At 41.7% G+C, this 16,769-nt stretch carries 15 protein-coding genes, 18 tRNA genes and 1 rRNA gene; 7 read left to right on the top strand and 27 right to left on the bottom strand.

What is annotated here, in order from left to right; genetic code table 11:
* The first annotated feature begins 196 nt into the window (after positions 1-196).
* Together AC1TO6_RS19425 and rsgA are read left to right on the top strand one after the other, a co-directional pair.
* Positions 197-1,471 (top strand): Nramp family divalent metal transporter, encoded by a 1,275-nt coding sequence (locus AC1TO6_RS19425; protein ID WP_482103257.1) that lies wholly within the window; start codon positions 197-199, stop codon positions 1,469-1,471.
* A 442-nt stretch (positions 1,472-1,913) separates the two neighbouring features.
* Positions 1,914-2,993, top strand: coding sequence for a ribosome small subunit-dependent GTPase A (rsgA, locus tag AC1TO6_RS19420; RefSeq protein ID WP_482103292.1), 1,080 nt, complete (start codon positions 1,914-1,916; stop codon positions 2,991-2,993).
* A 60-nt stretch (positions 2,994-3,053) separates the two neighbouring features.
* On the opposite strand, the gene AC1TO6_RS19415 is transcribed toward rsgA, so the two are convergent.
* Positions 3,054-4,598, bottom strand: coding sequence for a GNAT family N-acetyltransferase (locus tag AC1TO6_RS19415; protein ID WP_482103256.1), 1,545 nt, complete (start codon positions 4,596-4,598; stop codon positions 3,054-3,056).
* 132 nt (positions 4,599-4,730) lie between these two features.
* Between AC1TO6_RS19415 and AC1TO6_RS19410 the strand changes: the two genes are divergently transcribed.
* Genes AC1TO6_RS19410 through AC1TO6_RS19400 form a run of 3 tightly spaced genes read left to right on the top strand, consistent with a single transcriptional unit; the run spans position 4,731 to position 6,516 of the window.
* The gene (locus AC1TO6_RS19410) at positions 4,731-5,156 is read left to right on the top strand and encodes a disulfide oxidoreductase (protein ID WP_482103255.1); all 426 of its coding nucleotides are present in this window, start codon (positions 4,731-4,733) and stop codon (positions 5,154-5,156) included.
* Position 5,157: 1 nt separating this feature from the next.
* Complete coding sequence (locus AC1TO6_RS19405; RefSeq protein WP_482103254.1) at positions 5,158-5,637, top strand: thioredoxin family protein; 480 nt, start codon at positions 5,158-5,160, stop codon at positions 5,635-5,637.
* A 27-nt stretch (positions 5,638-5,664) separates the two neighbouring features.
* Positions 5,665-6,516 carry an RluA family pseudouridine synthase gene (locus AC1TO6_RS19400; RefSeq protein ID WP_482103253.1) on the top strand — a complete coding sequence of 284 codons (852 nt, stop codon included), beginning with the start codon at positions 5,665-5,667 and terminating at the stop codon, positions 6,514-6,516.
* A 336-nt stretch (positions 6,517-6,852) separates the two neighbouring features.
* On the opposite strand, the gene AC1TO6_RS19395 is transcribed toward AC1TO6_RS19400, so the two are convergent.
* Positions 6,853-7,677 carry an aldo/keto reductase gene (locus AC1TO6_RS19395; protein WP_482103252.1) on the bottom strand — a complete coding sequence of 275 codons (825 nt, stop codon included), beginning with the start codon at positions 7,675-7,677 and terminating at the stop codon, positions 6,853-6,855.
* Between the two features lie 159 nt (positions 7,678-7,836).
* Between AC1TO6_RS19395 and AC1TO6_RS19390 the strand changes: the two genes are divergently transcribed.
* A complete protein-coding gene (locus AC1TO6_RS19390) occupies positions 7,837-9,138 on the top strand; it encodes an NCS2 family permease (protein ID WP_482103251.1) in 1,302 nt (433 codons plus the stop codon).
* Positions 9,139-9,175: 37 nt separating this feature from the next.
* On the opposite strand, the gene AC1TO6_RS19385 is transcribed toward AC1TO6_RS19390, so the two are convergent.
* The 3 genes from AC1TO6_RS19385 to queG form a co-directional block, all read right to left on the bottom strand.
* The gene (locus AC1TO6_RS19385) at positions 9,176-9,478 is read right to left on the bottom strand and encodes a hypothetical protein (protein ID WP_482103250.1); all 303 of its coding nucleotides are present in this window, start codon (positions 9,476-9,478) and stop codon (positions 9,176-9,178) included.
* Between the two features lie 322 nt (positions 9,479-9,800).
* Positions 9,801-10,274 carry a tRNA (uridine(34)/cytosine(34)/5-carboxymethylaminomethyluridine(34)-2'-O)-methyltransferase TrmL gene (gene trmL / locus AC1TO6_RS19380; RefSeq protein ID WP_482103249.1) on the bottom strand — a complete coding sequence of 158 codons (474 nt, stop codon included), beginning with the start codon at positions 10,272-10,274 and terminating at the stop codon, positions 9,801-9,803.
* Positions 10,275-10,291: 17 nt separating this feature from the next.
* Positions 10,292-11,431 carry a tRNA epoxyqueuosine(34) reductase QueG gene (gene queG / locus AC1TO6_RS19375; protein ID WP_482103248.1) on the bottom strand — a complete coding sequence of 380 codons (1,140 nt, stop codon included), beginning with the start codon at positions 11,429-11,431 and terminating at the stop codon, positions 10,292-10,294.
* A gap of 47 nt (positions 11,432-11,478) precedes the next feature.
* Here queG and AC1TO6_RS19370 point away from each other — a divergent pair, with 47 nt between their 5' ends.
* Positions 11,479-12,180 carry a B3/B4 domain-containing protein gene (locus tag AC1TO6_RS19370; protein WP_482103247.1) on the top strand — a complete coding sequence of 234 codons (702 nt, stop codon included), beginning with the start codon at positions 11,479-11,481 and terminating at the stop codon, positions 12,178-12,180.
* A 138-nt stretch (positions 12,181-12,318) separates the two neighbouring features.
* Here the strand turns inward: AC1TO6_RS19370 and AC1TO6_RS19365 are convergent, their stop codons facing one another.
* The 22 genes from AC1TO6_RS19365 to rrf all read right to left on the bottom strand — a co-directional run.
* Positions 12,319-13,218, bottom strand: coding sequence for a hypothetical protein (locus tag AC1TO6_RS19365; protein WP_482103246.1), 900 nt, complete (start codon positions 13,216-13,218; stop codon positions 12,319-12,321).
* On the bottom strand, positions 13,172-13,717 hold the full coding sequence (locus AC1TO6_RS19360; protein WP_482103245.1) for an RNA polymerase sigma factor: 546 nt from the start codon (positions 13,715-13,717) through the stop codon (positions 13,172-13,174). Before AC1TO6_RS19360 ends, AC1TO6_RS19365 begins: the two co-directional genes overlap by 47 nt.
* A 323-nt stretch (positions 13,718-14,040) precedes the next feature.
* The gene (locus AC1TO6_RS19355) at positions 14,041-14,493 is read right to left on the bottom strand and encodes an SRPBCC family protein (protein ID WP_482103244.1); all 453 of its coding nucleotides are present in this window, start codon (positions 14,491-14,493) and stop codon (positions 14,041-14,043) included.
* Positions 14,494-14,601: 108 nt separating this feature from the next.
* Positions 14,602-14,682 (bottom strand) — tRNA-Leu (locus tag AC1TO6_RS19350).
* Between the two features lie 38 nt (positions 14,683-14,720).
* Positions 14,721-14,794 (bottom strand) — tRNA-Cys (locus AC1TO6_RS19345).
* An 8-nt stretch (positions 14,795-14,802) separates the two neighbouring features.
* Positions 14,803-14,877 (bottom strand) — tRNA-Gly (locus AC1TO6_RS19340).
* Between the two features lie 4 nt (positions 14,878-14,881).
* A tRNA-Gln gene (locus tag AC1TO6_RS19335) sits at positions 14,882-14,953 on the bottom strand.
* Positions 14,954-14,963: 10 nt separating this feature from the next.
* Positions 14,964-15,039: transfer RNA gene (locus tag AC1TO6_RS19330), tRNA-His, on the bottom strand.
* A 35-nt stretch (positions 15,040-15,074) separates the two neighbouring features.
* Positions 15,075-15,150: transfer RNA gene (locus AC1TO6_RS19325), tRNA-His, on the bottom strand.
* A gap of 36 nt (positions 15,151-15,186) precedes the next feature.
* A tRNA-His gene (locus AC1TO6_RS19320) sits at positions 15,187-15,262 on the bottom strand.
* Between the two features lie 26 nt (positions 15,263-15,288).
* Positions 15,289-15,362 (bottom strand) — tRNA-Trp (locus AC1TO6_RS19315).
* A 43-nt stretch (positions 15,363-15,405) separates the two neighbouring features.
* Positions 15,406-15,490 (bottom strand) — tRNA-Tyr (locus AC1TO6_RS19310).
* Positions 15,491-15,504: 14 nt separating this feature from the next.
* Positions 15,505-15,580, bottom strand: a tRNA-Thr gene (locus AC1TO6_RS19305).
* Positions 15,581-15,593: 13 nt separating this feature from the next.
* Positions 15,594-15,669: transfer RNA gene (locus AC1TO6_RS19300), tRNA-Phe, on the bottom strand.
* 139 nt (positions 15,670-15,808) lie between these two features.
* Positions 15,809-15,884, bottom strand: a tRNA-Asp gene (locus tag AC1TO6_RS19295).
* A gap of 3 nt (positions 15,885-15,887) precedes the next feature.
* A tRNA-Met gene (locus tag AC1TO6_RS19290) sits at positions 15,888-15,962 on the bottom strand.
* 90 nt (positions 15,963-16,052) lie between these two features.
* A tRNA-Met gene (locus AC1TO6_RS19285) sits at positions 16,053-16,127 on the bottom strand.
* A 68-nt stretch (positions 16,128-16,195) separates the two neighbouring features.
* Positions 16,196-16,271 (bottom strand) — tRNA-Val (locus tag AC1TO6_RS19280).
* An 87-nt stretch (positions 16,272-16,358) separates the two neighbouring features.
* A tRNA-Glu gene (locus AC1TO6_RS19275) sits at positions 16,359-16,433 on the bottom strand.
* A gap of 20 nt (positions 16,434-16,453) precedes the next feature.
* A tRNA-Ser gene (locus AC1TO6_RS19270) sits at positions 16,454-16,545 on the bottom strand.
* Between the two features lie 4 nt (positions 16,546-16,549).
* Positions 16,550-16,624: transfer RNA gene (locus AC1TO6_RS19265), tRNA-Asn, on the bottom strand.
* 45 nt (positions 16,625-16,669) lie between these two features.
* Positions 16,670-16,769 (bottom strand): 5S ribosomal RNA (gene rrf / locus AC1TO6_RS19260); the annotation flags it as partial.

Below are 16,769 nucleotides of genomic sequence, written 5' to 3'. Positions count from 1 at the left end.
CCAAAGAGCCACTTATCATGTCACCGGTGGCCAATCATTGCGAAAAATGTCAGTTCTACACTTATTACTGATTTTGCATGATTAAAACGAACAATTTGGCATCGCGACACTTTGTGTTGGTGGAGGTCAAGTAAAGTCAGTTAGAATCCCTTCAGTCATGATCGGTTCTTTCACTACAAACTTAGGGGGTATTTTTATGACAACGCAGCTTGATCAACAACTTCTTCCACCAAAAACGATTGGGGAAAAATTGAGAAATATCGGTCCAGGAATTGTTGTTGCAGCTACTGGGGCAGGAACAGCGGATTTAATCACTTCGCTTGTAATCGGGACTCAATTTGGAATGACATTTGTTTGGGCCGTAATCGTCGGTTCTATTTTGAAGTATTTTTTGAACGAAGGCGTTGGTAGATGGTACTTAGCAACTGGCAGAACCATCTTAGACGGATGGCAGCAGCTAGGAAGTTGGGCTACTGGTTATTTCGGGGGTTATTCGATTATTTGGGGCTTCGTCTACGGCGCTGCCGCATCTTCAACATCCGGAATGGCGATGCATGCTATGTTCCCTATCATGCCAATTTGGGCATGGGCTATCATACACGCGGTCGTCGGTTTTATCTTAATTTGGTTTGGTCGCTATCTCCTCTTTGAAAAAGTTATGACTGTCTTAATTGGCGTCATGTTCGTTACGATAATCGGAACAGCAGCCCTTTTCTTACCGAGTTTCGGTGAATTTGCATTCGGCTTAGTACCTCGTGCTCCGCAAGGTTCCTTTATTCTCATGCTCGGTTTAATAGGTGGTGTGGGTGGAACGATTACGATGGCATCCTATGGGTATTGGCTAAAAGAAAAAGGTTGGAGCGGTAAACAGTGGATTCCCGCAATGCGAACGGATGCAAAAATTGCTTATATCCTGACTGGTCTTTTCACATTAGCTGGACTTATCATAGGTGCACAGTTTTTAGCTGGAACTGGCGTCAGCATTCGAGATGATGAAGGATTGGTTAAATTAGCGGGTATGCTTGGAGCTGAGTTCGGAACTCCAATGAAATGGATGTTCCTAGTCGCATTCTGGTCCGCAGCCTATTCATCACTTCTTGGTGTATGGAATGGCGTGCCTTATCTTTTTGCTGATTTTGTGAAAACTGTACGTAAAAAGAAACAACCCGGGAAACAAGAAGTGTCCGCAAAAGATCCTGCTTACCGATTTTATTTGATTTGGCTGACATTCCCTCCATTGATTTTAATGTATTTCGGGAAGCCTGTTGAACTCATTATTCTATACGGCGCATTAGGAGCTCTGTTCATGCCGTTTTTGGCAGCTTCATTGCTATTCCTATTGAATTCGAAAGATGTAGAAAAAGAATCAAGAAACAAATGGGTGCCAAACACAGTCTTAATTGGTTGTCTTATCATGTTTGGATACCTTGGTGTGCAAGAACTGACTAAACTAATTATGAGATTTATTTAAAAGAGACTAGTAAGTTAAATGAGGCTGTCCAGAAAGTCAGTACACTGACTTGTTGGACAGCCTTTTGGTTTTCTATCAAAATTAATCCCAAAATATCTTCGCTAAGAGCAGAATTTAGTGTGACCTGTTTGGAATGTGTTGTTAAATTCAGGGAAAGTTTTTTCTTCTATAAGTAGAGTGAAAAGTCTGCATTGACTTACCTCTTTCATTTTGTTAATATTAATTCATCTTACAGAAAGCAGGTGAAGTTTTATGGCTAATTTAAATGTACCTAATGTCAATTTGATCGGACCCATACTTTCACCTGCCGTGCTTTTTTAGTAAGCATGCTTCTTCTGTTATGCGCGTGAAAGCCGTGGTGTCCGATCAGGACCTACGGCTTTTTTATTGTTTAGCGCTCTGCGCTTTTCTAGCATGCACATAATAGGAGGAAAACAAATTGATTAACTTAAACGAGTACGGTTGGAATATATCCCACGAAGCTAATTGGGCAAAATTAAATGAAAACGCAAAAATGAATAAATACGTCCCTGGGCGTGTCACACTTGAACATAAGAGGATGTATCGCGTTGTTACAACTGAAGGTGAATGGCTTTCTGTTTGTTCAGGTACGATGCAATATGTTGCTGATGATCGACGGGACTTCCCTGCTGTCGGTGATTGGGTTGCGGTTGAAAAGATGCCAGGTGAGGAACGGGGCATCATTCATGCCATTTTACCTCGCACGTCACTGTTCTCCAGAAAAGCGGCGGGTTCAACAATTATCGAACAGATTATAGCAGTCAATATTGATGTTGTTTTTCTGGTTATGTCGATGAATAAAGATTTCAATCCACGACGATTAGAACGGTATTTGGTTGCTACCTATGACTCAGGTGCAAGCCCTGTTGTTGTTTTAACAAAAAAAGACGTTTGCGATAACCCATCACATTATATAGAAGAAGCACGTAATATTGCACTGGGTGCCGATGTTTTTGCAGTGAGTAACGTCACGGGTGAGGGTATTAAAGAACTAACGACACTATTAGTAGGCGGTAAAACTGCTGCGCTGTTAGGCTCCTCTGGCGTTGGTAAATCCTCACTAACAAATGCCATTTGTGGCGGTCAAACAATGGTTGTACAAGATATTCGCGATGATGACGACAAAGGGCGGCATACAACGACACATCGTGAACTTGTTAAAATTCCTGGCGGTGGTGTACTTATCGATACGCCAGGAATGAGAGAGTTCCAGCTCTGGGATAATGGCGAGAGCTTGGATTCAGGTTTCAAAGACGTGGAAGCATTTGCAGATGCATGTAAATTCAACGATTGCCAACATAACAATGAACCCGGATGCGCTGTGCAGGAAGCACTTGCTACCGGTGCTTTACCCGAAGACCGCTATGCAAGCTATTTGAAGCTTCAAAAAGAATTAGCATTCCTCTCGCGCAAAATGGACACCGCCGCTCAAGCTGAAGAACGGAATAAGTGGAAAAAGATTACGAAAAGCATGCGGAATCATCCTTCCAAGAAGAATTAATTCAACGAAAAAAGCGCCACGCACACCGGATTTCTCGGAATGCGTGGCGCTTTTCAACTATTAATCCTTCTTATACTCAATATGATACACGTCATGCCTTCTATCTTTCAATTGCTTAACAGTTCCATCTTGACGCTGACGGCGTAATATCTCAAGGTCAACATCTCCGATAAGAACCATTTCCAAGTTAGCATTCGTTTCACCGACGATGCCATCACGGGCAAATTCGAAATCGGATGGTGCGAATATCGCTGATTGCGCATATTGGATGTCCATATTTTCCGTTTGTGGCAAGTTGCCTACCGTACCTGATATCACGGTATAAATTTGATTTTCAATGGCACGGGCTTGTGCACAATAACGGACGCGTAAATAACCTTGGCGGTCTTCAGTACAGAATGGTGTGAAAATAATATTAGCCCCCATATCGGTCGCAATACGTGCGAGTTCCGGGAATTCGATATCATAGCAAATCTGAATCGCGATCTTCCCACAGTCCGTATCAAACACGCGCACCGCATCACCTGCACTAATCCCCCACCATTTCCGTTCATTTGGCGTAATGTGAATCTTATATTGTTTTTCAATTGAACCGTCTCGACGGAACAAGTAGGAGATGTTATAGATTTCTTCATTCTCTTCTTCTACAAAGTGGGATCCACCGATAATATTCACGTTGTAACGCACCGCTAAGTTCATAAACATCTCAATGTATTGTGGCGTATACTCTGTCATTTTACGAACCGCTTGGCTCGGTGATACTTCATCCATAAAGGACATGAGCTGGGTCGTAAATATTTCCGGAAAAACCACGAAATCAGAATTGGCATCCGAAGCGACGTCCACGAAGTATTCACACTGATGAGCCATCTCTTCAAACGAATTGATTTTACGCATTAAATATTGAACAACACAAATACGGACGGGATAACTCGTTTTGAAATGTCGTTTTGTCAGTGGTTTATAATCAACATTATTCCATTCCATAAGTGTTGCATATTTCTTAGATGCTTTATCATCCGGTAAATAATTCGGATTAACCCGCATCAACGTAAAGTCGTTCATCAACTGAAAAGTTAGTACAGGGTCATAGATTTTATGGCGTGACACAGAATCCACATATTCTCGTGGGGACATTTCATCCGCAAATTTATGATAGTTCGGAATACGCCCTCCGAGGATAATCGACTTCAAGTTGAGCTCTCTTGCAAGCTCCTTACGCGCTTCATACAAACGCTGACCGACTTTCATACGTCGATAGTCCGGATGAACCATCACTTCAATACCGTACATATTATAACCGTCGGGATTATGATTGGTTATATACCCTTCATCTGTTACATCATCCCATGTGTGACGGTCGTCATACTCGTCGAAGTTGATAATCAGACTTGAACAAGAACCTATGATTTCTCCATCTAACTCAGCAATTAGCTGTCCTTCTGGGAACTTCTCCAAATGACTTTTCAGATGACCTTCTTCCCATGGATCCATACCCGGAAAACACAGTTCCTGCATACCTAAAAGCTTCTTTATATCCTCAAATTTCATCTGACGGATAATCATACTTATTTCAAAATTGGACAAATCAAATTCCTCACTCACCTGAAACACCTCTTCCAAACCTGTTTGTATTCATTATATCGCAGTGTCCCATCAGTTAATAATATTTTACTTGATTCACTTCACGCTCTATAATCAAATATGTATGAAGTTACTAAAGTGGGAGTTGAAACTATGCAAAAACGAATGGAAAACAGTCTAATTCTTATTTGGACAGTTTCGCTGGTGGCAACACTCGGTTCGTTATACTTTTCGGTAGTAAAAGGGTATGAACCATGTACCTTATGTTGGTACCAGCGGATCCTGATGTACCCTATCGTACTCATTTCAGGTATTGCCCTTTTCCAGAAAAATGCGAAAATTGCTTTAACCACAGCAGTTTTTTCTATTATTGGAGGCAGCATTTCTCTATATCATTATGGACTCCAAAAAATTAGTTTCTTGGGCGACAGTGCGCCGACATGTGGAAATGTTTCTTGCACTGGGCAATACATAAACTACCTAGGATTCATCACTATTCCTTTTTTGGCGTTAACAGCATTTTTAATCATCTTAATCACAAGCCTTTTCATGTTAAAATGGCAGAAGGAGTCGAAGTAATTTGAAAAAACTATTGATTATCGGCGGAGTTATTATTGCTATTTTTATTCTAATTGTCGTCTTAGCGAACAAAGCAAACGAAACAAAATTGAAAGACAATCCTTATGATACGGACAATCTCGAGAAATCAACCATTGATTTGATTGGCAATGAAAACTATAGCAATATCGTACAACCAGATGAACTTTTCAAAAAAATCGAAGCTGGTGAATCAGTTACTGCTTACTATTTCCATCCCGAATGTCAATATTGCATAGCAATGACGCCCGTAATGATGCCAATCGCCAAGGAAATGAATGTCAATGTGCAGCAATTTAACATGCTAGAATATGGAGATAAAGTAGGAATGAATACAGACTACAAAATCGAATCTTGGCCAGCACTTGTCCATTATGAGAATGGAAAAGAAGTTGGACGAATGCTTGGTGGACAACCAGAGGAAAATATTCGTGCGTTTTTCAATGAATTCGAAGGAAAATAATGAATACGTGTAGGAAGGTTGATTTGGATGACGTTATTTCATTATAAGACAACAGAAGACAATATGACGGTCGAGCATCTGCTCAAGGATAAATGGCAGGGTGGGAAAAAGACAGTCCATTTAATGCGAATGGGTAAAAGTGTACTAGGCTCAACTGGCGAGCCTGTCGATGATTGGCGGGAGCCCCTCGTTTCTGGCACAGAGTTGGTTTTCACTTTTCCCGACGCAGCATCAACATACGTTCCTGACGAAAAAGTCGACGTAATTGTGTTATTCGAAGACGAACATATCCTCGCAGTCGTAAAGCCCGCCGGCATTTCAACCCATCCCGATGGACCGCGTGAAACCGGTACGCTGATGAACGCTGTCATGGCGTATATAAAAAGCAATGGCGGTAAATATGCTGAGCATATCCATCGTCTCGATAAAGGTACTTCCGGTGTCGTCCTTATTGCGAAGCATCCAATTGCGAAAGCACTTTTCGACCGGATGATTGAGAATAACGACATCAGCAGAAAATACATTGCAGAAGTAGACGGATACCTGAAAAGGCCTAAAGGTTCAATCAGACTGCCTATCGGACGCGATCGACATCATCCAGCGAAACGTTTGGTCTCAACGTCAGGACAATCTGCTGTTACAAACTTTCGACTCATTGAGCGCAAAGAAGATACGTCCATTGTTGAAGCTGAACTGGAAACAGGACGCACACATCAGATTCGTGTGCACTTGTCTCATCTTGGACATCCCGTTAAAGGCGATACATTATACGATGGCAGTGAAACGGAAGATGGCAATTATCGATTAACTGCAGCTGCAGTATCGTTCATCCATCCATTTTCAGAGCAACAGACACTAGTTGAAATGAAAGATATGTAAAAAATGCCATGGAGGGTGTTTCTCCATGGCATTTTTTTTTGTAATCAATCAAGCCTCGGTGTGATTGCGTCAAGATTTTGAATTGAGCTTGCTCAATTCAAAATCTGTGACATCCGCCGGAGGCTTAACAAGGAGAAATGGAACTCAATTTCTCCCCATTCAGCAAGGGTTTAAACCCCCGCTGAATTGTAGACTTTGTTCGCATTCATCTCGCTACTTATAGAAGTGGAAGACTTCTGTAGCTGACGCTTCGCTTTCAGTACAAAAAGATTTGCTGAATGAAGTTAAAAGGTCAATTGACAGATGCCAATCTCAAAACGCTCGTCCATTTTCAACTTAATAAGTATCCGGATCAGTTCCCGTTCGTTCGTCGAGATTTAGTGCATTAATCGAATCCATCTCTTCAGGCCTTAGTTCAAAATCGGCAACTTCACTATTCTCCCGAATTCGTTCAGGCGTCACTGATTTGGGTATGACGATAAGATTATTCTGCAGATGCCAACGAATAATTACTTGTGCAGCGGTTTTATCGTATTGTTCACCAATTTGAAGAAGTGTTGGTTCCATAAGCAATTTCCCACGTGCTAGCGGAGACCAAGACGTGACAGCAATGTCGTTCTCTTTACAAAACATACGTAGCGGTTCCTGCGTCAGACGTGGATGAAGTTCAATCTGATTTACCATTGGTGCAACATTCGCTTTAACGAGTATTTTTTCAAGATGATGTTTGTGATGATTGGAAACACCCGTTGCACGAATGAGCTTCTCGTCATATAGTCGTTCGATTGCTTTATATGTATCCGTGTATTTTCCAGTGATTGGCCAATGTGTTAAATAGAGATCCAAATAATCTAAGTCCAATTTCTTTAAAGAAGTCTCAAACGCACGCAATGTATCGTCATATCCTTGATCAGTATTCCAAACTTTTGATGTAATGAACAGCTCTTCTCTTGGAACTCCGGAATGTCGAATCGCTTCACCTGTTTCTCTTTCATTGTCATAGATGGCTGCTGTATCGATTGCACGGTATCCAGTTTCGATTGCATAGGCAATTGCTTCGACCGTCTGCTCGTGTTCTGTCATTTTATAAACACCAAGACCTAATTGTGGTATTTCCACACCATTTCCAAGCTCAATTGTTCCAGTAAATCGTTTTGACATTGTGTATTTCCCCTTTCTAACCTTTATACTACTAATTGTACAAGCGTCATTCGAATAGTACGAATTCCCTGATTAAAAGTCAGAGTTGAATTTAATTGTAAAAACGAATATTATTGTAATTGAACCTCATTTCGTTCGTATTTTGAAAGGAGAATTACGTTGTTCCATTTAAAAAAGAATAATACCACAGTAAAAACTGAACTATTAGCCGGTATGACTACTTTTTTAACAATGGCTTATATCGTCATTGTTAACCCCATTATACTTGCTGACGCAGGTGTACCGTTTGAGCAAGTATTCATTGCGACGATTATCGCGGCTGTTGTTGGTACACTCTGGATGGCCCTTTTCGCCAACTATCCAATTGCGATTGCTCCAGGGATGGGATTAAACGCTTATTTCACATCTATTATTCTTGCCTCTGATGGACAACTCGATTATATGACCGCTTTTTCCGCAGTTTTCGTTGCTGGACTATTATTTGTTCTCTTATCATTGACATCTTTCCGCGAAAAATTAATCGAATCCATTCCAGAGAGCTTGAAACTGGGAATTACGGCCGGGATAGGATTATTCATTGCCTTTATTGGTTTACGGCTCTCCGGACTCGTTGCTCCACATGAAGCGAATCTTGTTAAGCTTGGCGACCTCACCTCACCACCGGTTCTACTTGCTTTATTCGGCCTTCTAGTTACGATAATTCTTATGACGCTGAATATCTATGGCTCGATTTTCATCGGAATGATTTTGACGGGAATTGTCGCAGCATTTACAGGTCAGCTTAAATTTGAAGGCGCATTATGGAAAATGCCTCATTTACCTGAGGGTATTTTAGTCTGGAATCCCATTACGGCAGTCGGGGATGTTATCTCACACGGTTTGTATGGTGTCGTCTTTGCCTTCCTTATCGTGACCTTGTTCGATACAACTGGTACGATGATTGGCGTTGCAAAACAGGCAGGCCTGATGAAAGGAAACAAGCTACCACGTGCACGTCATGCATTACTTGCAGATTCTATTGCAACGACATTCGGCTCCATGTTTGGAACGAGCCCTACATCAGCATACATTGAATCTTCCTCTGGCGTAGCAGTAGGTGGCCGGACAGGTTTGACAACACTGACAGTGTCAATTCTATTCCTTGTCGCGGCATTTTTTGGTCCGCTCGTTAGTTCGTTATCGAGTGTCTCAGCGATAACCGCTCCTGCTTTAATCATTGTCGGAAGTCTGATGATTGGCGCTGTCAAAGATGTAGACTGGGATTCTTTCGATGAAGCATTCCCGGCATTTTTAGTTATTCTGACGATGCCGCTCACTTCAAGCATTGCGACAGGTATTGCACTAGGTTTCATCACCTACCCGCTTTTAAAAGTTGTTAAGGGGAAAGGGAAACAAGTTCCTGTGCTTTTGTATATTTTCGCAGTACTGTTCACCTATCAACTGTTCTTTTTACCACATTAAAAAATGCGCTTCCGTTTTTAAGCGGAAGCGCATTTTCTTATATATTTACTCTGCGGCTAGAAGTGATTGCCGATAGTAAGAGCGCTCCTGCAGTCAGTAGGTGCATGAACCAGCCTATGAGTGGTATGGCACTCACTACGCTTGTTACAAGACCTAGGATCGATGCAGACTTGCCTTGCATCTCACGGATTGAAAGAATTAACGTAATTGCGTGTAGTACAAACATTACGACAAGTGCCGAATAGCCAGTACCTATGACAAAAGCTCCCCCAATGAGTGGAATTGCGAGAAACCCTTCAGCAATTGCTGTCACCCATTTCATTCCTGTAGAATAATTCATATATATCTTACCTCCATATCGTTTTAGTCGTTATGTTATATACGGACAAGCGAACAAAAAGTTTCACTATTCTCTGCTCTGTCACAATTTTTCCAGACGGTCGTTTCAATTCCAATAAAAATAGGGTATACTTAATAAAGCTACTAATGAATTTACAGGAGGTACCTATCATGACAGTAATTCTAATTATAGGTGTTTGCTTCGCATTCCTATCTGCAATTTTTACAGGTGGATACGATGATAAGCCTGGTAAAGTTAAGATACCTGGTCAAAGAAAATAATGATTAATACACGGGACATGCCTTCTGGCTGTCCCGTTTTTTCATGCCAGTCCTGGATAATTTTGCTGTCTAAGTGCTTCATAAATAAGAATAGCAGCAGCATTCGACAAGTTGAGTGACCGTATATTATCATTCATTGGAATCCTAAGACATCTATCTTCGTTTTCACGTAAAACGTCATCAGGTAGTCCGCTCGTCTCTTTTCCAAAAACGAAAAATATATCTTGTGAAACATTTGAATAATCAAAGGCAGTATGAGCTTTATCTCCATGCTTCGTCAAAAAATAAAACAGGGCATCGGGATTTTCTGCAAATAGTTCACGGATTCCTTCATGATACGTAATATCTACATGTTCCCAGTAATCGAGCCCCGCCCGTTTCAACATTTTATCATCTGTCGAAAAACCGAGCGGCTTGATAAGATGCAATTTTGTTCCTGTTCCCGCGCATGTCCGTGCAATATTCCCTGTGTTTGCAGGAATGAGCGGTTCAAATAATGCTACATGTATTGCCATTTCAACACTTCCTCCACTTAAACTCTTTCTTTCCAGCTATTTGCCGCCTTTTCTAATTCAGCGCGCACTTCCGGATCTTCCTCTTTCAATAATGCTTCCTTTATAGCTACATGTCCTTCTTCCAAACCAATTCGACCAAGTGCCCAAGCAATCGTACCACGAATGACGGGCCTTGGATCATTCTCTAGCATACTGATTAATTCAGGGACCGCAGACTCCTCCTTGAAATGCGCGAGTGCAATGATTGCATTTCGTTGAATCGGATTTTTTCCGCGCCAAGATCCTGATACATGGCCAAACTTCTCTTTAAATTCACGATTCGACAACTTAAGAATCGGCTGAAGAAGTGGCTTAGCCAGTTCAGGGTCCGGTTGGAAAGCGTGCTGATGCAAATTATGCTTTCCTTTATTTTTCGGACATACCGTTTGACATGTATCACACCCGTACACTCGATTACCAAACTCCATCCGAAATTCTTCCGGGATTGGGAGTTTCGACTGTGTTAGGAAAGCAATGCAACGCTGCGCATTTAACTGCCCTCCTTGAATCAAAGCACCGGTTGGACATACGTCAAGACAGAGTCTACATTCCCCGCATTCATCTTCCATCGGAACGTCTGGCGCAAACGGGATATTCGTGATCATTTCACCTAGGTATACATATGAACCAAACTCAGGTGTAATAATTGAACAGTTTTTTGCAGACCATCCGATACCCGCCCGTTCCGCAACTGCACGATCAGATAGTTCCCCAGTATCGACCATAGATCTTACTCTAGCGGTGGGTACTTGTCCCAATATAAATTCTTCAAGAAGTTTCAACTTCTCCCGTAAAACCGTATGATAATCCGTGCCCCAGGATGCACGGCAAAAGATTCCCCGTCTTTCCCCTTTTTTCCCTTTCGGTGAATCAGCCATTTTAGATGGATACGCTATAGCTATTGAAATGATACTCTCTGCTTGATCTAGCAGAAGTCCAGGTTCAGTCCTTTTGTCTAAATCTTTTTCCTCAAAACCCGACTGAAAGCCAAGTTCTTGCTGGCGCTTCAAGCGGTTTTTCAATTCACGAAATGGTGCAGCTGTTGTAAAACCGACTTTATCAATCCCAATCGACTCCGCATAAGCCCTCACTAACTGTTGCACTTGAACAGCATTCACACTGTATCACCTCCACTATGCTACTATTGAATTAAACTATATAAAGGGTGAATTTATTGAATATTGAATTGGCTAAAAACCTATTAGAAGCCGTGCCCGATTTAAAATTGGGCATTAACCATTATACCAAAATTACAGTGTCAGAATCGCCTCAAATGTTAAAAGGAAAATTGCAATTATTCCAAGAGCAACTTTTCTTTGAACTTGAGGATAAATCTATTACTGATTTACCCGCTATTAAGGAATGGCGTACGATATGGAAAACACTTGGCGCGGATCCAAATCGCTACCGCAATTCTTCAGAAGCACTTATGCGTCGGATCAAACAGGAAAACTTCATTAACCCATTCCATAATGCCGTCGACTTAAACAACTTCTTATCCTTGCAGCATTCAATTCCAATGGGCATCTATGATTTCCAAAAAATCGTCGGTGATGTATTGGTTACGACAGGTACCAACGATGATGGATATGATGGGCTAAATGGCCGTTTCAATTCGTTAAAAGACATTATACTCTTGAAAGATGATTATAGCTCATTTGGAAGTCCCTATGTCGATTCAATCCGAACAGCAGTAACTGAAGAAACGACTGAAGCAATGCATATCTACTTTCTACGCCCATCCATGGATGCGGCTAAAGCTTTTGAACTGACGAGAGCATGTGGAAATATGTTCACAAGCCTTAGCGGCGGAGACGTTCGTTCTTATGTTTTACATAAGGAACAGACATCTATTGAAGTAGGCTGATAGTGTTTATAATTGAGGGGAATGAACCGAAAAGCTACCAAGCTAACTGCAATGGTCAACCCCAATGTAGTATAATCTGATCTCCCATAATGGAAATCGCCCCTTCCGCATCGACGGAAAGGAGCGATTTTTTTAGCTTCAATTTTTGAATGGCTTTGTTTTCTCACCATCGATGAGTAATGTCCAGGTGCCATGCTCTGGTAATTTTAAATTCCCTTGATAGTGATAAATAAATGAACCCGCTCCAATATAGCTGCCGCCTTGGGCAAAAACATGTTCAGACACTATACTTCCTTTCTTATTCAGTAACTTCACTTCTATTTCCTTCCCACTATCCACTGAACTTTCAATTGTGATTTCAGTCTCCTCACCTACTTTAAGTTCCATTGGTTGATTAATCAAAGTATAATGTTCGGTCTTTGGAAATGGTGGAAGGACTTCAATTGTGAATTCCTCTAGTAATTGATCATTCACAAGGAAGGAAAGTTGCCATTCACCCTCTGTCGGAAATGGTGGAAAACTAGTCAATATCTGTTGAATATCTTCAGCAAATAGAAACCCATCAAAAATCCCTTCAGACATTGTAATCTTTTTATTGTAAGTATTTCTAGCTTCAACTGTGTAATTTTCACCTGCGAGTTCTGACGCATCCCCCCAAAAGTAGAGCATCATCTTTGCTCCTCTTCTAGCATCTTCTGCAACAAATTTCTCGTTAAATAACATTCCCACCTTACCTTCAATTCCAGTCACTTGATAATTACTATCTGCTAAGTTGAAGGTTTCCGCTTCTCCCGATGTAAATTCGACTTGAGGCTGAAACGACTGTCTCAGTTCATAAAACCAATTATTTGATAGGGCAAGAACAAATACAGTCGCACATAGTAAAGTGAATACAATGATAGGGTTAACAAATTGTGCTCTCTTTCTAGATTTCGTCCTCCTTTTCAAAGCCAGGCTGACTCTTTCTTTCTGTTCTACATTCAATGTGTATTTAGGTAGGTTTTTCAGATTTTCTTGTAAGTTCTCCACCCTCTTCATTAGCATAGCCCTCCTCCACAAGTATTTCCCTTAGTCTCTTTAACGCTCGATGAAACGTGACATTCACTTGATTCACATTACTTTTCAGTATTTCACTCACTTCTTTAGGCGTTAGCTCTAATATGCCCCTAAGTATTACCACTTCTTTATATCGCGGAGAAAGTTGATGAATTGCTTTGTATAATTGGATAATCTCCTGGTTCTGAATTGTTTGGTCTTCCAATTCATTTGAATGTCTTTGCACACGGAAAAATAAGTATTTGATTTTCCCCCATACTTTCCTTCTGCGATATTCATCGACGACCTTGTTCCTTGCGATTGAAATCAACCACGTTTTCGGATGGGATTGATTTTTGAAGCTAGACATCTTTTTCATAGCAATCATGAAGGTCTCTTGTACAAGGTCCTCGACGTCCAGTGAACCTGTATAGTAAGTTAGGAAACTCGTGATATCCCTTTCGTACAGTCGAAACCACTCCTCGATTTTATGGTTCGTCACACAATCTCCCCCCCTTTAGTTATTAGACGATTTATTATGTAAATTATTACAGATAAATAAGAAGACATGTTACTTCAAAGGTTAGAATGAAACTTCGCCTATTTCTTCCCCCAAAAAACTCCCTTTACCAATTTAAAAAAAGTTTTGGTAAAAGGAGTTTTTTCACTATATTAGTTTAAATATTGAATCCGGTTAATAGCCTGAGCGTAGGTGCCCTAAAAGGTCTAGTCGAAGCGGGTTGGAAGGAATTCTTGATTTCAATTTATATAGTAGATAAATTCAATACTTATTTATTAAGTCACCTTTTCGTGACGAAACACCCGTTACTCACTTTCTGCAATATCCTTCAGTGCTATAGCCCGACTCATGATAAAATTCTTCATATAGCTTTCCAAGAACAACTTATCTGCTATAACACCAATCAGTCCAAAAGGTGATGTATATTGAAATCTGTCAATCATCAGAGTGCCATTATCCTTTTCAATAAACTCATGAATATGTGTGAAAGAGTGAAAGGCGCCTTTCACCATTATATCTTCAAACAGATAGGGTCTATTCATTACTGTTATTTTTGCAGTCAGCCTTTGCTTTATACCGAAATGAACAGCTTCCCATGTGACAACATCCCCAGCCGACAATAAACCTGTCGTAATGCCACCCACGGCTTTCTCTTTCGTACTTTCTGTTGTACGAGTATGAATATCCACATCACGTGTAAGATCAAAGCAGCGTTCAATAGGGGCATGAATAAACTGCTGATGTTCTATTAAAGGCATATTGATTCCTCCACCCGATTTTCTTTCAATCACTTTAGAAAAACCATACCACAGTAGTTAAAAGTAAGCATAAAAAAACACAACCGAAGTTGTGTTTTTTCCATATGATACCCGAGGCCGGACTTGAACCGGCACGCCTCGCGGCATCGCATTTTGAGTGCGACGTGTCTGCCATTCCACCACTCGGGCATAGTAATATTCATTTTCCATACTGTAGTAATAAAATATGGAGGCGGCAACCGGAATCGAACCGGTGGTAAGGGTGTTGCAGACCCATGCCTTACCGCTTGGCTATGCCGCCGTAGAAATTGGAGCGGAAGACGGGATTCGAACCCGCGACCCCGACCTTGGCAAGGTCGTATTCTACCACTGAACTACTTCCGCAAAACTGGGGTAGCTGGATTCGAACCAACGAGTAACGGAGTCAAAGTCCGTTGCCTTACCGCTTGGCTATACCCCAAAAAGATAAATGGGGCGACTGAAGGGAATCGAACCCTCGAGTGTCGGAACCACAATCCGATGTGTTAACCACTTCACCACAATCGCCATGATATCTCATTTGAATTGAAAAAATATAAAAATGGGGCGGCTGAAGGGAATCGAACCCTCGAGTGTCGGAACCACAATCCGATGTGTTAACCACTTCACCACAACCGCCATGACGTTTAATTTGATTTGAGAAAGTGTAAAAAATGGGGCGACTGAAGGGGATCGAACCCTCGAATGTCGGAACCACAATCCGATGTGTTAACCACTTCACCACAATCGCCAAAATAATAAGTTGAATTAAAAAAATGGCAGGGGCAGTAGGAATCGAACCCACATCAAAGGTTTTGGAGACCTCTATTCTACCGTTAAACTATGCCCCTAAATGGAAATTCATTTCAACACATAATTCATGTTAAAAAAAGTTGGTGGTGGGGGGCGGATTCGAACCGCCGAACCCGTAGGGAGCGGATTTACAGTCCGCCGCGTTTAGCCACTTCGCTACCCCACCACAATAGGTGTATATGGTGCCGGAGAAAGGACTTGAACCCTCAACCTACTGATTACAAGTCAGTTGCTCTACCAGTTGAGCTACTCCGGCATATTAAGTTAAATGGTGGCTCAGGACGGAATCGAACCGCCGACACAAGGATTTTCAGTCCTTTGCTCTACCGACTGAGCTACTGAGCCACATGTTTGGCTTTTGTTAAGCTATGCACCTTTATGTCTAATTCAATCATTCGGTCAGTCACGTAACTACATACGTTCTATCCTATATTCGATTGCTTCAACTATCTGCTTGCTTATTCTAAACCTTTAATATAAAAAATGGCGGTCCCGACCGGGATCGAACCGGCGATCTCCTGCGTGACAGGCAGGCATGTTAACCGCTACACCACGGGACCATTTGGTTGCGGGGGCAGGATTTGAACCTGCGACCTTCGGGTTATGAGCCCGACGAGATACCACTTCTCCACCCCGCGACAACAATATAAAATATCAATAAATGTATATGAACCTGAACCTTCTATGTACAAGAATTGTGTGTAAAAGGCTGTATTCACAATAAAATTTGGTTGCGGGGGCAGGATTTGAACCTGCGACCTTCGGGTTATGAGCCCGACGAGATACCACTTCTCCACCCCGCGACAATAGTATTTATATAAGTAAATATATGGAAGTTTATTTAAGCGGTGGATCTGCTTAAAAAACTTAATGGTGGAGGATGACGGGCTCGAACCGCCGACCCCCTGCTTGTAAGGCAGGTGCTCTCCCAGCTGAGCTAATCCTCCTGGGTAAAATATTGATAAACTCTTTTTAAAACTTCGTTTAAAGTACTTATGGATTACTCTTTTCAAAACTTCGTTTTGAAAAAGTATTGGTGACCCCTACGGGATTCGAACCCGTGATACCGCCGTGAAAGGGCGGTGTCTTAACCGCTTGACCAAGGGGCCATTATTATGAAAGTAAATTCTGGTGGAGAGCAAGGGATTTGAACCCTTGAAACAGCGTTAGCCGCTTACACGATTTCCAATCGTGCTCCTTCAGCCACTCGGACAGCTCTCCTAAATGGCTCCGCAGGTAGGACTCGAACCTACGACCGATCGGTTAACAGCCGATTGCTCTACCACTGAGCTACTGCGGAATAATGTAATAGATCATACAGTTAGTATGTTCTTTTGGAATAACAGACCAGCGACGTCCTACTCTCACAGGGGGAAACCCCCAACTACCATCGGCGCTGAAGAGCTTAACTTCCGTGTTCGGTATGGGAACGGGTGTGACCTCTT

The organism is Sporosarcina sp. Y352 (assembly GCF_056786535.1).
Note: the sequence above shows the minus strand (reverse complement) of the source record. Positions and strands in the feature narration are given on the sequence as shown.

Excerpts from the sequence above, each read along its gene's own strand:
- AC1TO6_RS19395 (WP_482103252.1), bottom strand. The coding sequence starts at position 7,677 with ATGTCAAAACGATTTACTGGAACAATTGAGCTTGGAAATGGTGTGGAA.
- AC1TO6_RS19425 (WP_482103257.1), top strand. The coding sequence starts at position 197 with ATGACAACGCAGCTTGATCAACAACTTCTTCCACCAAAAACGATTGGG.
- trmL (WP_482103249.1), bottom strand. The coding sequence starts at position 10,274 with ATGGCAATACATGTAGCATTATTTGAACCGCTCATTCCTGCAAACACA.
- AC1TO6_RS19355 (WP_482103244.1), bottom strand. The coding sequence starts at position 14,493 with ATGCCTTTAATAGAACATCAGCAGTTTATTCATGCCCCTATTGAACGC.
- AC1TO6_RS19400 (WP_482103253.1), top strand. The coding sequence starts at position 5,665 with ATGACGTTATTTCATTATAAGACAACAGAAGACAATATGACGGTCGAG.
- AC1TO6_RS19365 (WP_482103246.1), bottom strand. The coding sequence starts at position 13,218 with ATGAAGAGGGTGGAGAACTTACAAGAAAATCTGAAAAACCTACCTAAA.
- AC1TO6_RS19385 (WP_482103250.1), bottom strand. The coding sequence starts at position 9,478 with ATGAATTATTCTACAGGAATGAAATGGGTGACAGCAATTGCTGAAGGG.
- AC1TO6_RS19410 (WP_482103255.1), top strand. The coding sequence starts at position 4,731 with ATGCAAAAACGAATGGAAAACAGTCTAATTCTTATTTGGACAGTTTCG.